We start from the raw sequence: 14506 nt of genomic DNA, 5'->3' as shown, positions 1-14506 counted from the left end.
CGATCGGAGCCGCATCATGAGCACGTTCACCGAAGCCGAGCAGGAGCAGGCCACCGCCGCCGCGTCCGGGAACGCCGCCACCGCCGCGTTCGCCCAGAAGGCCCGCTCCGGCGCGTCCAGCAGCCAGGAGCGTGTCGACACCCTCGCCTCGGAACTCATCACGTCCGTCCACGACATCATCCGCCGCCACAAGGTCACCTACGCCGAGTACGACGCCCTCAAGGCATGGCTGATCCAGGTCGGCCAGGACGGCGAGTGGCCGCTCTTCCTCGACGTGTGGATCGAGCACGTCGTCGAGGAGGTCGCCAACGAGAGCCGCGAGGGTTCCAAGGGCACCATCGAGGGCCCCTACTACGTGCCGGACTCCCCGGAGCTGCCGGCCGAGGCGACCCTCCCGATGCGCCCGGACGAGAAGGGCACACCCCTCCTGTTCCAGGGCCAGGTCACCTCGGTCGACGGCACTCCCCTGCCCGGCGCGACGATCGAGATGTGGCACGCCGACGACGACGGCTTCTACTCGCAGTACGCCCCCGGTCTGCCCGAGTGGAACCTGCGCGGCACCGTCGCCGCCGACGACCAGGGCAACTTCAGGATCCACACGATCGAGCCGGCCCCCTACCAGATCCCCACCGACGGCGCCTGCGGCAACCTCATCTCCGCCGCCGGCTGGCACGCCTGGCGCCCGGCCCATCTGCACCTGAAGGTCGCCGCCGAGGGCCACCACCTCATCACCACGCAGCTCTACTTCAAGGGCGGCAACCATGTGGAGGACGACATCGCGCAGGCCGTCAAGCCGGAACTCGTCCTCGACCCCTCCCCGGCCGGGACCGGTAAGGGCAACGAAGTGACGTACGACTTCGTGCTCGACCGCGCCTGACGCGCCCCGCCCCGGGGGCCCGGCCTCCGGGGCGCGCCCGCCCCACCTCGTAACTCAAGGAGCCCGCCGTGCTGTTCGCCGTGAAGATGGACGTCCGCATACCCAACGATCTCGACCCCGACGTCCGCGCGGACACGATCGCCCGCGAGAAGGCGTACTCGCAGGAACTCCAGCGCAAGGGCGTCTGGCCGCACATCTGGCGCTGCGTGGGCCAGTACTCCAACCTCAGCGTCTTCGACGTCCGGGACAACGACGAGCTGCACGACATCCTGTGGGGCCTGCCGCTGTTCCCGTACATGGAGATCGAGGTCACCCCGCTGGCGCTGCACCCGTCGGACATCGCCGCGACGGGCGAGGCCGCCTGATGGACAAGGTGGTCGCGTCGGCCGGGCAGGCCGTCGCCGATGTCGGGGACCGTGCGTCCCTGGCGGTGGGCGGTTTCGGACTGAGCGGAGTGCCGAATGTACTGATCAAGGCGCTGCATGAGCAGCGCACCACCGGTCTGTCCGTGGTGTCCAACAACTGCGGCGCGATGGACTCCGGCCTCGCCGTCCTGCTCGCGGCGGGCCGGATCGCCCGGGTCACCGGCTCCTACATCGGCGCCAACAAGGAGTTCGCCCGCCAGTACCTGGCCGGCGAGATCGAGGTCGAGATGATCCCGCAAGGCACGCTCGCGGAGCGGCTGCGCGCGGGCGGCGCCGGAATCCCGGCGTTCTACACCCCGGCCGGGGTGGGCACCCAGGTCGCGGACGGCGGTCTGCCCTGGCGCTACGACGGCACCGGCGGCGTCGCACTCGCCTCCCCGCCCAAGGAGGTGCGCGTCTTCGACGGTGTCGAGTACGTGCTGGAGCGGGGCATTCGCACCGACTTCGCGCTGGTCCGCGCCGCGAAGGGCGACCGACACGGGAACCTCGTGTTCAACAAGTCCACCCGCAACTTCAACCCCCTCGCCGCGATGGCCGGACGCGTCACGATCGCCGAGGTGGAGGAGCTGGTGGAGCCCGGCGTCCTCGACCCGGACCAGGTGCATCTGCCGGGCATCTTCGTACAGCGCGTGGTCGAGCTGAGCCCGGCGCAGGCCGTCGACAAGGGCATCGAGCGGCGCACGATCTCCGCGCCTGCGGCACGAGGAACGGTGAGCAACTGACATGGCCTGGACACGCGAACAGATGGCCGCACGTGCCGCCCGTGAACTGCGCGACGGGCAGTACGTCAACCTCGGCATCGGCCTGCCGACGCTGATCCCGAACCATCTTCCGGCGGGCGTGGAGGTGATCCTGGAGTCCGAGAACGGCATCCTGGGCACCGGCCCCTACCCGGCCGACGACGAGGTCGACCCCGACCTGATCAACGCCGGCAAGGAGACCGTCACGGTCCTGCCCGGCGCCTCGTACTTCGACTCGGCGCTCTCCTTCGGCATGATCCGCGGTGGCCACATCGACGTCGCCGTCCTCGGCGCGATGCAGGTCTCCGCGACGGGGGACCTGGCCAACTGGGCCGTCCCCGGCAAGATGATCACCGGGATCGGCGGAGCCATGGACCTCGTCCACGGCGCCCGCACCGTGCTGGTCACCATGACCCACACGGCCAAGGACGGCTCGCCGAAGCTGGTCGACGCCTGCACGCTCCCCCTCACCGGCAAGGGCTGCGTCGACCGAATCATCACCGACCTGGCGGTCCTCGACATCACTGAAGACGGGGTGCACCTGGTGGAGTTGGCGCCGGACGTGACGGTGGACGAGGTCGTCGCCAAGACCGGCGCCAGGATCCACATCCCGGAGGTGGTCCGGTGAGCCGCCTGGCGGGCGTCCGCATCGTCGACGGGGTCCGCACCCCGATCGGCTGATGTCCCTCCTGAGAACGTCTCCGCACAGCCCTCCTCGAACAGCACTCAGGGATTCCGCGTGGCTCAGCCTCATCTCCTGCACCATGTACTCGACGGTCCGCCCGGCGCTCCCCCGCTCGTCCTCGGCCCGTCGCTCGGCACGTCCCTGCACGTGTGGAGTCCACAACTGGCCACTCTCGTGCGGTCACACCGCGTTCTGCGCTGGGACCTTCCGGGGCACGGGTGTTCGCGTGCGGACCTCCTTCCACACGACGGCACGGCGAGCGTCGCCGCATTGGCGACACAGGTGTTGCGGCTCGCGGACGCGCAGGGCTGGGAGTCGTTCGCGTACGCCGGTATCTCGCTGGGCGGCGCGGTCGGGGCCCATCTCGCGGTCCACCACCCGGAACGTGTCAGCTCGCTGGGACTGCTCTGCTCCTCCGCCCACTTCGGGCCACCGGAGCCTTGGCAGGAGCGTGCCGCCCTCGTGCGGCGCTATGACATCGGGCCGGTGCTGGAGACCAGCGCGGGCCGCTGGTTCGGCGATCCGAGGACTGCCGAAACCCCTCTCGGGCGTGCTCTGTTGCGGGACCTCGCCGAAACCGATCCGGTCGGCTACGCAGCCTGCTGCGACGCACTCGGCGCCTACGACCTGCGCCCCGACCTGGCCCGCATCGCCGCTCCCACTCTCGTCGTCGGCGGCTCTCTCGACATCGCCACCCCTCTCGATCACGCCCGGGAACTCGTGGACGGGATCGCCGATGCGACCCTGCGGGCATTCGCCGTCGGGCATCTCGCGGTCGAGCGGCCCGAGGCTGTCGGCGCGGCGCTGAGCACGCATCTCCGTGCGACCGGCTCCCGGCACGGGCACATGGACATCGGCATGCCCGAGGTATCAGATTCCGCCGGTGTCCCGAAAGGGCCGCAGTATTGAATGGGAAAAACTGAGGCGACCGACGCATGGAAAAAGGCGATGAATTGGACCAACAGCCCCCCTCTCAGCCGAATGTGACGGACCAGCAGAATGGTCAGCACATCAGCTCAGGGGCGGTAATAATTCGATTCCAATCCCGATACCTTCCGAATTCCTGCCGAGATCGGCTCAACGAGTGGCTTTCTCGGTCCGGACCGACACGCTCCGGCAACGTTCCGAACCAGCCCTGTATCAATTCATCGTCACGCGAGGCGACGAAAGGCTGGAGACAATGGTTGGGCGACGGAGATTCCTCATGGCCGGTGCCATGGGCGGTGCGGCCTTGCTTCCACGGGGTGCGGCCGGGCAGGCGTCCGCATCGGACGGTCACGGTCACGGCCACGGGTCAGCGGACATGCCGATTCCGCACACCCCCAAGCTGAGGAAGTTCGTCGACCCGCTGCCCATCCCGATGGAAGCCGTCTCGGATCCTTCCGCCTATCCGGGCGCCGACTTCTACGACATCACGATGCGGCCGGGCTCGTGGCGCTTCCACCGGGATCTCGGGCCGGCCAAGGTGTGGGGCTACTGGGCCGCGAACCCGCACGACCCTCACAGGCCGATCGGGATGGGATATCTGGGGCCGACCCTCAACGTGACCCGGGACCATCCGACGGTCGTCAAGTACCGCAACCACCTGCCGACCACCCACCTGTTCCAGTTCGTGATCGACAAAATTCGCAACGGGGACCCCCAGCTCACCCCGACCCCTCCGCCGCCCTACAAGCCGATGCAGCCGTTCCCCGAGAACGTCAACGTGTGGAACGTCGTACATCAGCACGGCGGTTTCACGGCGCCGCAGTCCGACGGCATGCCGCTCCAGTCGTTCAGCCCGGACGGCATCCACGCCGAGTCCTACACCACCCTGGACCCGCGGCACGTCGAACCCAACGAGGCGATCTGCGGCTACACCAACCACGACCGTTCCTGCATGCTCTGGTATCACGACCACGGCATGGGGATGACCAGTGTCAACCTCTACGCGGGCCTTGCCGGTCTCTACTTCATCCGCGACCCCGCCGACGATCGGCTCGGACTGCCGCAAGGCGAGTTCGAGGTCCCCCTCATCCTGCAGGACAGGACCTTCCACCGGGACGGCTCGCTCGCCTACACCATGACCTTGCAGCAGGGCGAGGACACCCCGGTCGTCAACGGGAAGGCATACCCCTTCCTGGCGGTCGAGAAGCGACGCTACCGGCTGCGCGTTCTCAACGCTTCGAACGAGCGCTTCTGGCGGCTGCGGTTCGACGTCCCCGAGGACGTACTGCCCCAGCCCGTCCTGCCGTTCTGGCTGATCGGCACCGATGGCGGCCTCCGCGACCCGTTGCGCATGCTCAGCTTCCTGATCTCACCGGCCGAGCGGTACGACCTGATCGTCGACTTCAGCCAGCTGCCCATGGGCACGAAGGTCACGCTGACGAACTTCAACGCGCCCGTGCACTACCCCGGCGGCGACGGACCGGAAATCTCGGAAGTCATGGAATTCCATGTCATCAAACCGTTGTCCGGAGGCGGAGACAGGACAACGCCGCCCCTGGAGCTCGAGCTGCTGAAATCCGAGCCCATCGAGGTGAAGGCGAACACGCGCCGACGGGAATGGGTCCTCTATCAGCACCAGATCTTCGGCACCATGACGTTCAACGCGGTGCCGTTCATGGAGCCGTCCGAGGACTTCATCGAGGCGGGCTCGACCGAGATCTGGGAGTACATCAATCCCAACCACGACGCCCACCCGATGCATGTCCACCTGGTCAACTTCCAGGTGCTGAACAGGCAGCCGATCGACGCGGCCGGCTACCAGGACCAATACGAAACGTGGATCGCCGGCGGCCGCAGACCGGAGGACCTGCCTGTGTTGGCGAACTACTTCACCGGTCCGCCGATTCCGCCGGACCCGGACGAAGCACTGTCCCGCAAGGACACAGTCAAGTCCTATCCGGAAACGGTGACCAGAATCGTCATCAATGAATTCGACCCGCCGACGGAAAAGATCGCGGGGCTGGCCGGCAGCGGCACCAAGTTGCCGGCGACGTACGTCCACCACTGCCACATCCTCGAACACGAAGACGACGACCTGATGCGCCCGTGGACGATCGTCGCCCACGACGACCAAGGCGCGAACGACACGGCCGGCTCGGGCCACTGACGGATCGCTCGACCGACGCTCGCCGCCCCGGGCCCGGACCGCGGGGCGGCGAGCACGTCGTTGGTGGTCGCGCACTCAACGGGGCGCCGAAGGTGCCCCGGCTCGGCTACTCTCGGCGCAACTGACGTGCACTGTGCGATCCGATCCGGACGAAGTGCCACCGGATCGTCGCTCAGGGGGCGCCAACTCATGAATACGCCGGCATCACCGCCTGGAGTGGAGCAGACCGACGGATCAGCCGTCCGGATCGGCGCTCTCGTTCCGCTGACTCGGCCCGGCTGGGTCGAGGCAGGCCAACACCTCCTCGCCGGACTCGAGTTGGCCGTTCGCGAAGTCAATGACGGCGGCGGAATCGCCGGAAAGCCTCTCGAACTGGTGGTCCGAGACACGGCCGCTGATCCGCAGAAGGCCGCGGCGGCAGTGGACGAACTGACTCGCATGGGCGTGGCGGCATTGGCGGGCGAGTATCACAGCGTCGTCGCCCGCACTGCTGCTGCCAGGGCCGACGCCCTCGGCATGCCCTACCTCTGCTCGTCAGCGGTACTCGACGCGCTCACCGACCAGCCGACGCAATGGGTCGCGCGCCTCGCTCCGGCGCAGTCCCACGGGTGGCAGATATACGCGGACTTCCTCCTCGGCGCGGGCCACAGCCGAATCGCCGTAGCAGCCCAGCCGAGTGTCTACTGGGCATCCGGCGCCCGCATTCTGCGGGACAACCTCGCTCAACGCGGCGGCACCGTCATCGAACTCGACATGCGCGAGCTCGAACCCGCGGCGCTGTGCGACGCACTCGTCGAGAATCACGCGACAGCCCTGCTTCTTCTGGTCGGCCATCCGGAACCGGCCGTGTCGATCGTCAAGTCCGTACGCCAGGACGAGCGCCTCGCCGAGATGCTGATCGGTGCTCCGGCGGGACAACCGGAGTGCGCGGAATGGGCGAAGCTGCTGGGAGACGACGGCGCCGGGATCCCGTTCCTGCGCTACCTGCCGGAGCACCTCAGCCCACTCGGTGCACGCGTCGACACGGCACTCCGTGAGCGGCTGGGCGAAGCGCCCTCCTTCGTGGCCTTCGAGGGCTTCGACACGATCGCCGTCCTCGCCGATGTGCTGCGTGCGCACGGCCCGGACCGTTCGCGCATCTCCGAATCCTGGCCGCGCGTCGCGGTCGAAGGCACCCGCGGGCAGATCAAGTTCTCCCGCACGCCTGGCATCGGCGTGTGGCAATGGGCCTGGGCGCCGGTCCAAGTGGTGGACCGGGATCCGGCGGAACCCGATCGCTTTCGGATCCTCCACGCAGGCTGACTGAGCATGGAGGACGGTTGAGGACCGGCGAACTCACGGACGCCGGCCCCGGGCACCTGCAACGGCACCCGCTCCACCGCACTGAACCCGGTCGCCCGCAGACACACCTCGTAGGCCTCGCGGCGCGCGAGGGCCAGGACAACGGGGCAGCGGGTGCGGGACCTCGATGCGGACGCGGCCCGGCGGCCGACGATCGTCCCCGTCAAGGCTGGAGCCGTGCACCGGCAGACTCCGCGAACTGTGCGTCACGCCCGTCCGGACCCTGCAGATACGGCTTCGGAGGGCCTCGGCGAAGGCCTGCCAGTGGCTTCAGGACCGCCCGGGCCGGATCAGTCGCGGCTTCGGCCTGCGCATCGCGTACGACATGGACGGCATCCTCACCCTCGGCCTCGACGGGCGGCCCGTCCAAAACGGCGCCCGGTCAGCACAAGCCCGTGAGGGACGAGGGCGTCCGGCTCACCGTCCGGCCCAGCGTGGCCGCGGCCCGGGCGAACTTCGCAGCGTCGACGACGGCCGCAGCGCCCAGGTCGTTGTTGAAGTACACGTACACGTCGTCCCGGTCCGGCCAGGCGTCGGCGATGCGTCCGGCCCAGGACTTCAACGCCTGCCGGCCATAACGGGGCGGCGGCTGGGCGATGCCGCCGTGGAAGCGCACGTACCCCCAGGACGCGGTACGCCACAGCGGCGTCACCGGCAGTGATCCCCGATCCGCCCAGCACAGCGCGCTGCCGTGCCGCTCAAGTACCGCCCGAAGCTCCCGCCCCGCGTCCCACCACGAGCTGTGCCGCAGTTCAACGGCCACCCGGACCGTGCTGGAAAAGCAGCTCAGGCACGCGTCCAGCGCCCCGAGGTCCTCCCGGAGGTGGGGCGGCAATTGCAGCAGTACGGGCCCCATGCGGTCACCAAGGCCCTCGGCCCTCTCCAGCAGACGGTGCACCGGCTCCTCGGGGTCGCGCAGCCGCTTCATATGGGTCAGATAGCGGCTGGCCTTGACCGCCATGACGAACCCCTCAGGCGTCCGCTCCCGCCAGGACCCGAAGATCTCCTTCGTCGGAAGCCGGTAGAAGGCGTTGTTGTTCTCGACGGTCGCGAACCGCCGGGCGTACTCCTCCAGCCACAGCCGCTGCGGCAGGCCGGTCGGGTAGAGAGCGCCGCGCCAGTCCTCGTACTGCCACCCCGAGGTTCCGACGAGCATGGGCATGCACGACCCCTACCCGCGAGAAATGGGTATATCCATACCGGAACGGGATGGAATCGCCGGATGAGCCGGCGCGGAGGGATTCTGGAAACTGCTGGGATCAGGGGGACCGGAGCCTGAGGAGGCACGTCATGACACACGCCGATGAGTGGAAGGTCGGTGTCTACCTGACCGAGGAGGACGGCGTCACGAGAGCCCGGGCGGTGCTCGGCGACGGCAAGTCGCAGATGGTCGGACGAGGCAAGGCGCGCTGCAATCCCCAGGACGTGGACATCCCCGCGATAGGGGACGAGCTCGCGGCGAGCCGGGCGATGCGCGACCTGGCCGGTCAGCTGATGCAGGCCGCCGACCGGGACATGGCGGCAGTGGGCGCCCTGCCCGATCCGCCACGCACGGCCTATGGCTGGCCGGACGACGTGGGCCTGACCAGGTAGGCGGCCTCGCCGCCACGGCTGAGCGTCGCAGCCTTCCGGCACACACGATCCCTCGGCACCGACAACGAGGACGCGGGCTTCGCGGCCCTGCACGACGTGGCCCCGCTCAGCGCCCTGCACGGGATGTTCGCCGGGGCCGCGCACGCCGGGCCGAGGTCCTGGGCGACCACCGCGTCCGCACCGACGCGTCCTACGACAAGGTGCCGCAGCGCATCCTCGACGGCGGCCCGATACCTACCTCGGGTGCAGGCGCTCAGTCCGGTGGAGCGCAGCTTCGTCCTGATCCGCAAGAGGACCTCGACCCCGCGTCGCTCGCCCCGCTGCCGGCCGGCTCGTCGCGACGGCCCCGGCAGTTCACCAGACCGCCGGCCATCTGCGGAGGTTCTGACGGACGTAATCGACCTGCTGGTGCGCTGACCAGCCACGTACTGCCACAGAAGCGACCGTGCCGGTCGCAGTCCTCAACGGGACGCTGTGGACCGGCACTTTCACACCACGCTCTGGAACCCCAGCGCCACGTGCCCCACCGCGCGCCCGTCCTCCCCCAGGACGCGGCCCATGCGCTTGGCGGTGCGCAGGGTGACGGTGCGGTCCTTGACGGTCAGATGGGGGAACCGCTCGTCGAGCAGTGACTCCAGGGCCGTGATGCCGTCGAGCCCGCGCAGCCACACCGAGAAGAGCAGGTTGCACGAGCCGGTCACGGAGGCGCACAGCCGGATCTGCGGAAGTCGCGCCAACGCGCCGCCGGTGGCGTCGAGTTCACCGTGCGGCACGACAGCCCGGTACGTGGCGATGCCGGGCCATCCGGCCGGCTGCTGGGCGAGATCGCAGCGCACCAGGATGTCGCGGTCGCGCAGCTCACGGGTGAGGCGGCGGCGCACGGTGGACTCGCTCAGGCCGGTGCGCGCGGCGAGTTCGGCCCAGCCGACGCGGCCGTCGGCGCCGAGGGCCTCCAGGAGCCGGCGGTCGACGTCGCCGCGGGACACGTGTGTGTACGGGCCGCCGCCGGGACCGACGGCCGAGCGGGGCGCGGCGAGCCGGGCGCGACCCGCCGGCTCCAGGGCCCGCACCTTCCAGCCGCTGCCCTCCTGGTAGATCCGCACGCCGAGCCGGGTGCGGGTCGACCGCACGCCCGGGAGCATCCCGAGGTCCGTGCCGATGCGGCGGCCGAGCGCGGGCAGGTCTTCGGCGACGACGGTCAGGAACAGGTCGAAGTCACCGACGACGTGCTCGATGCTGGCCACCCACGGCAGGGCGGTGAGCCGCTCGCTCAGCTCGGCGAGGCGCCTCGGCCGGCAGGTGACCTCCACGTAGCCGACGGTCGCGGTGGCGGGCCCGGCGTACGCCGTTACCCAGGCCAGGCCCGCCCGCTCCAGGCGCGCCCAGCGGCGGGCCGCGGTGGTGGCATCGACACCGACGGCCGGACCGATCCGGGACCAAGGGGCGCGCGGATCGGTCTGCAGGGCGTCGACGAGCGCGAGGTCGGTCTCCTCGAAGGTCGAGATCCCCTCAAGAGTCCCGACGGAATCCGGATCCACAGCCGCAGCTCTGCCCTTTTCCTGCATTTCGGATCCCGTTCCGTACGGCGGCCGGATTCTTTCCCCACTTCCGAGCCGCTCCACCGCCATCGCACGCCCACTCTAGAAGGAGTGCCCGTGGCTCCACCGCCCCCGTCCCCGTCCCGCAGCAGCGAGCGCCTCGACCGAGGCGCGAAGATCACTGTCGCACTGCTCTTCGGTGCCTGGCTGATCGACTATGTCGACCGGCTCGTCATCAATCTCGCGCTCCCCTCGATCGGCAAGGAGTTCGACCTCAGCCGGGCGGAGCAGGGACTCGCTGTCTCCGCGTTCTTCCTCGCATATGCGGCGTGCCAGATTCCCGGCGGGATGCTCGCCGACCGGTTCGGTGCCCGGCGGGTGACCTGTTGGGCGCTGCTGATCTGGTCGGCGTTCACGGCACTGACCGGGTTCGCCGGGTCGTTCGCGATCCTGCTGGTGGTGAGGTTCCTGTTCGGGGCTGCTGAGGGAATCTTCCCCGGCGCCTCGATGAAGGCGATCACCGAGCGGACCACGCCGGGGCAGCGGATGGGCGCCAACGGCGTCGTGCAGTCCGCCAACGCGGTCGGCGCGGTCGTCGCGCCGCTGGTCGCCGCTCCTCTCATCACACACTTCGGCTGGCGCTCGGCGTTCTTCACGGTCGCCGGTGTCGGCGTGTTCGTGTACGCGGCGGTCCGGCTGTGGCTGCCCGAGCCGCTCGCACGGGACGACGGGCGTGCCGCCCCGGCCGTGGGCACCCGCGCCCGCATCGTGCTGCGCTCCCCCGCCATGTGGGGCTTCGCCGCGATGTTCTTCGGCTACGACATCATCGTGTGGGGCCTGAACACGTGGGTGCCGTCCTACCTGAGCCAGGAGCGGGGCATCTCGCTGACCTCCGCCGGGGCACTCGCCGTCATCCCGGCGGCCGCCGCAGCCGGGGCCGTGATCATCGGCGGGCGGCTCGCCGACCGGCTCCAGGGCCATCACCGCAAGATCGTGGTGCCGTCGATGAGCGTGGCCGCCGTCGCCCTGATCCTGATGGCCACCGCGTCGAGCACGGTCGCGTTCATTTCGTGGATGACCCTGGCCACCGCCTCCGCGTCCCTGTCGTACATGCCGGTCTACGCGGTGCCTCTGCGCAGCCTGCCTGTCGAACTCACCGGCGCGGGCGCCGGGTTGATCACCTTCGGCGGCCAGTTCGCCGGCGTGATCGCGCCGACCGCGATGGGCCTGCTCGCGGACCGGATGGGGTTCGGTGCCGCCTTCGGCTTCCTGGTGCTCGGCGCCGTCCTGGCCGGCGTCGTCGCGATCGTCACTCCGCAGGACACCGGCGCCTTCCGCCGGTCGCTGCGGCTGCCCGAGCCCGCCGACGGCATCCCCACCCCCCGCCCCGTAGAAAGCGAGAAGGCATGACCACCCACACCCCCGTCTCCCTCACCGACGGCCTCGACGCGCTGCTGCCCGCTCTGCGTGAGCTGTACCAGGACCTGCACGCCCACCCGGAACTCTCGCTCCAGGAGACCCGCACGGCCGCCGTCGCGGCGGCCCGGCTGCGCGAGCAGTCCGGCTGGGAAGTCACCGAGAGCGTCGGCGGCACCGGCGTCGTCGGCGTGCTGCGCAACGGCGAAGGCCCGACCGTGCTGCTGCGCGCCGACATGGACGGCCTGCCGGTCCTGGAGGCGACGGGCCTGCCGTACGCGTCCGTGGACCGCGCCATCGACCGCGACGGCAACGACGTCCCCACGATGCACGCCTGCGGCCACGACATGCACGTCACCTGCCTGCTCGGCGTGACCGCGCTGCTCGCGCAGCACCGAGGCGCCTGGCGCGGCACTGTCGTCGCCGTGTTCCAGCCCGCCGAGGAGACTGCCGAGGGCGCGCGGAACATGCTCGACGACGGCTTCGCGGAGCGGTTCCCGAAGCCCGATGTCTGCCTCGGCCAGCATGTGGGCCCGTTCCCCACGGGCGTCGCGGTGACCCGCCCCGGGCCGCTCATGGCGGCGTCCGACAGTTACCGGGTGCGCCTGTTCGGCCGCGGCGGGCACGGCTCGTCGCCCGAGTCGACGGTGGACCCGGTGGTGATGGCGGCGGCCGTGGTGCTGCGCCTTCAGACCGTCGTCTCGCGTGAGGTCGGCGCCTCGCAAGCGGCTGTCGTGACGGTGGGCTCGATCCACGCCGGCACGAAGGAGAACATCATCCCGGACGAGGCGGAGCTGAAGCTCAACATCCGCTCCGTGGACCCCGTCGTACGCGAGAAGGTTCTTGCCGCCGTGCGCCGCATAGTGCAGGCCGAGGCGGCGGCGTCGGGCGCGCCCAAGGAGCCGGAGATCACCTCGCTGAACTCCTTCCCCCTCACGGTGAACACCGCGGACGCCACCGCCACCACGATCGACGGGCTGCGTGACGTCCTCGGCGAACAGGCCGTGCTGATCCTCCCGCAGCCGATCAACGGCAGCGAGGACTTCGGTCTGTTCGGCACCGAGCTGGGTGCGCCGTCGGTGTTCTGGCACTTCGGCGGCGCCGACCGGGCCGCGTTCGAGGGGCTCGACCCCGCGGCCCTCGCGACGCGCGGACTCCCGGCGGAACTCCCCATGAACCACTCGCCGCAGTACGCGCCGCTCCAGGACCCGACGATCGAGCTGGGCGTACGGGCTCTGCTGGGCGCCGCCCGCACCTGGCTCGCCGACGGGGAGTAAGAACGAGCCGGTGCTGACCGGCCACAGGTGACGGGCGGGCGCGCCCTCACCTGTGGCCGATCCACCTGCCTCGCCCCGCACGCGGCACGCCGCCCACCCGCACGCACAGGCTCGGCAGGCCACGATCGTCGCCGGAAGTCCTCTCCACCGTGTCCGGGACGCCGTACCGGCACATGACAGCGCCTTCGTCGACGAACGAGCAGACGCGAGACGGCCCCGGGCCCTTCCCGGTCACGTGCGGGCCCCTGCCGGGAAGTCGAGTTCGTCGGTGGTGCGGGCCCCGCGGGTACGGGACACCGTCAGCGCGAGCGCCTGGGCGACTGCTCCGGACAGTCCGATCCACAGGGCGAAGCGATAGCTGACCTGGTCGGCGAGTACTCCACCGAGCGGTGCCCCCACGGCCACCATTCCCCAGTTCATCGAGCGGATCGTCGCGTTCATGCGCCCGCGCAGCCGGTCGGGTGTCACCGCTTGCCGATAGCTCATCTCCACCGGGCTCTCGATGCCGATGGCCATGGACACGATGAAGAAGGCGAACGAAACGGAGGCCAGCGCCCACGGTCCGCGTCCGGCCAGGACCAGGGGCAGCCATCCGATCGCGGCGACCAGGCGGAAGACGATCAGAGTGGGGCCGACGTCCAGCCTGCCGGCCACACGTGCGGAGAGCGCGCCACCGAGCACCGCTCCGACACTCGCGAAGGCGTAGGTGGCCGCCAGGCCGAATTCGCCGATCTTGAGCTCGTTCAGGGCGAAGACCACGAAGACGGTGCTGACCATGCTGTTGAAGAGCAGCATCGCGTGTGAGGTCAGGGCGATGGATGCCAGCGTGCGATGCCGGTAGACCCATGCCACCCCCTCGCGCAGCTCGCTGCCGAGGCTGCGCCGCGCGCCGCGATCGGGGACGGGGTCGGGTGCCTTCACCGAGGCGAGCAACAAGGCCGACATCAGATAGGTGACGGCGTCCACCAGCACGGCCAGCGGCGCCCCCATGACTTTGATCAGTACCCCGCCGATCAGTGGGCCGGTCGAGCCGGCCACCGCGCTTGCCTGCTCCACACGGGCGTATCCCGCGTTGAGCAGTTCTTTGGGTACCAGCTGTGGCACGTACGACTGGTTCGCCGCGTCGAACAGCAGTGACAGCACCCCGAACGCGAAGACGAACAAGCACAGCGTGGGGATGGTGAGCCGGTCCAGCGCATACAGCACGGGTATCGCGCCGAGCAGGATCGCCCTTCCGAGGTCCGTGCCGACCATCATCGGCTTGCGTCGGCGACGGTCCACCACCACCCCGGCCACGAGTCCGAAGAGCAGATACGGGACCCAGCGGGCGGCGTTGACGATGCCGACCTCAGTGGCGGACGCGCTCAGCACCACGGCGGTGAGGATCTGCAGGGCCAGCCCCGTGACCTGAGAACCGAAGGCGGATACCGCCGAGGCGGTCCAGAAGCGTACGTACCCAGGTACTTCCACCAGGCGCGGCATGGCTGGACAGTACCAGTGGGGAATCACCGGCAGACCGA

Annotated in this window: 13 protein-coding genes; 10 read left to right on the top strand and 3 right to left on the bottom strand. The window is 69.8% G+C overall.

Features of this window, described 5'->3' with window-relative positions; all coding sequences use genetic code 11:
* Positions 1–16 precede the first annotated feature (16 nt).
* The 7 genes from catA to ACZ67T_RS30940 all read left to right on the top strand — a co-directional run bounded on the left by catA (position 17) and on the right by ACZ67T_RS30940 (position 7123).
* A complete protein-coding gene (gene catA, locus ACZ67T_RS30970; protein ID WP_469988293.1) occupies positions 17–877 on the top strand; it encodes a catechol 1,2-dioxygenase in 861 nt (286 codons plus the stop codon).
* Between the two features lie 68 nt (positions 878–945).
* A complete protein-coding gene (gene catC, locus ACZ67T_RS30965) occupies positions 946–1242 on the top strand; it encodes a muconolactone Delta-isomerase (protein ID WP_376612187.1) in 297 nt (98 codons plus the stop codon).
* The gene (locus tag ACZ67T_RS30960) at positions 1242–2024 is read left to right on the top strand and encodes a CoA transferase subunit A (protein ID WP_469988292.1); all 783 of its coding nucleotides are present in this window, start codon (positions 1242–1244) and stop codon (positions 2022–2024) included. Before catC ends, ACZ67T_RS30960 begins: the two co-directional genes overlap by 1 nt.
* A gap of 1 nt (position 2025) precedes the next feature.
* Positions 2026–2670, top strand: a complete 645-nt coding sequence (locus ACZ67T_RS30955) for a CoA transferase subunit B (protein WP_469988291.1) — start codon at positions 2026–2028, stop codon at positions 2668–2670.
* A gap of 111 nt (positions 2671–2781) precedes the next feature.
* Positions 2782–3636 carry an alpha/beta fold hydrolase gene (locus ACZ67T_RS30950; protein ID WP_469988290.1) on the top strand — a complete coding sequence of 285 codons (855 nt, stop codon included), beginning with the start codon at positions 2782–2784 and terminating at the stop codon, positions 3634–3636.
* Positions 3637–4030: 394 nt separating this feature from the next.
* On the top strand, positions 4031–5821 hold the full coding sequence (locus ACZ67T_RS30945; protein WP_469988289.1) for a multicopper oxidase family protein: 1791 nt from the start codon (positions 4031–4033) through the stop codon (positions 5819–5821).
* A gap of 189 nt (positions 5822–6010) precedes the next feature.
* Positions 6011–7123: an ABC transporter substrate-binding protein gene (locus ACZ67T_RS30940; protein ID WP_469988288.1), complete on the top strand. Its 1113-nt coding sequence runs from the start codon at positions 6011–6013 to the stop codon at positions 7121–7123.
* A gap of 421 nt (positions 7124–7544) precedes the next feature.
* On the opposite strand, the gene ACZ67T_RS30935 is transcribed toward ACZ67T_RS30940, so the two are convergent.
* On the bottom strand, positions 7545–8324 hold the full coding sequence (locus tag ACZ67T_RS30935; RefSeq protein WP_469988287.1) for a DUF72 domain-containing protein: 780 nt from the start codon (positions 8322–8324) through the stop codon (positions 7545–7547).
* A 128-nt stretch (positions 8325–8452) separates the two neighbouring features.
* Between ACZ67T_RS30935 and ACZ67T_RS30930 the strand changes: the two genes are divergently transcribed.
* Positions 8453–8755, top strand: a complete 303-nt coding sequence (locus ACZ67T_RS30930) for a DUF1876 domain-containing protein (protein ID WP_469988286.1) — start codon at positions 8453–8455, stop codon at positions 8753–8755.
* Positions 8756–9243: 488 nt separating this feature from the next.
* Here ACZ67T_RS30930 and ACZ67T_RS30925 read toward each other — a convergent pair whose 3' ends face one another.
* Positions 9244–10293, bottom strand: coding sequence for an Lrp/AsnC family transcriptional regulator (locus tag ACZ67T_RS30925; RefSeq protein WP_469988285.1), 1050 nt, complete (start codon positions 10291–10293; stop codon positions 9244–9246).
* 117 nt (positions 10294–10410) lie between these two features.
* Here ACZ67T_RS30925 and ACZ67T_RS30920 point away from each other — a divergent pair, with 117 nt between their 5' ends.
* The gene (locus ACZ67T_RS30920; RefSeq protein ID WP_469988284.1) at positions 10411–11703 is read left to right on the top strand and encodes an MFS transporter; all 1293 of its coding nucleotides are present in this window, start codon (positions 10411–10413) and stop codon (positions 11701–11703) included.
* On the top strand, positions 11700–12986 hold the full coding sequence (locus ACZ67T_RS30915; RefSeq protein ID WP_469988283.1) for an amidohydrolase: 1287 nt from the start codon (positions 11700–11702) through the stop codon (positions 12984–12986). Before ACZ67T_RS30920 ends, ACZ67T_RS30915 begins: the two co-directional genes overlap by 4 nt.
* A 231-nt stretch (positions 12987–13217) precedes the next feature.
* Here ACZ67T_RS30915 and ACZ67T_RS30910 read toward each other — a convergent pair whose 3' ends face one another.
* Positions 13218–14468, bottom strand: a complete 1251-nt coding sequence (locus tag ACZ67T_RS30910) for an MFS transporter (protein WP_469988282.1) — start codon at positions 14466–14468, stop codon at positions 13218–13220.
* Between the last annotated feature and the right edge of the window lie 38 nt (positions 14469–14506).

The organism is Streptomyces sp. NPDC107517 (genome assembly GCF_055582645.1).
This window is presented reverse-complemented; position numbering and strand designations above follow the sequence as displayed.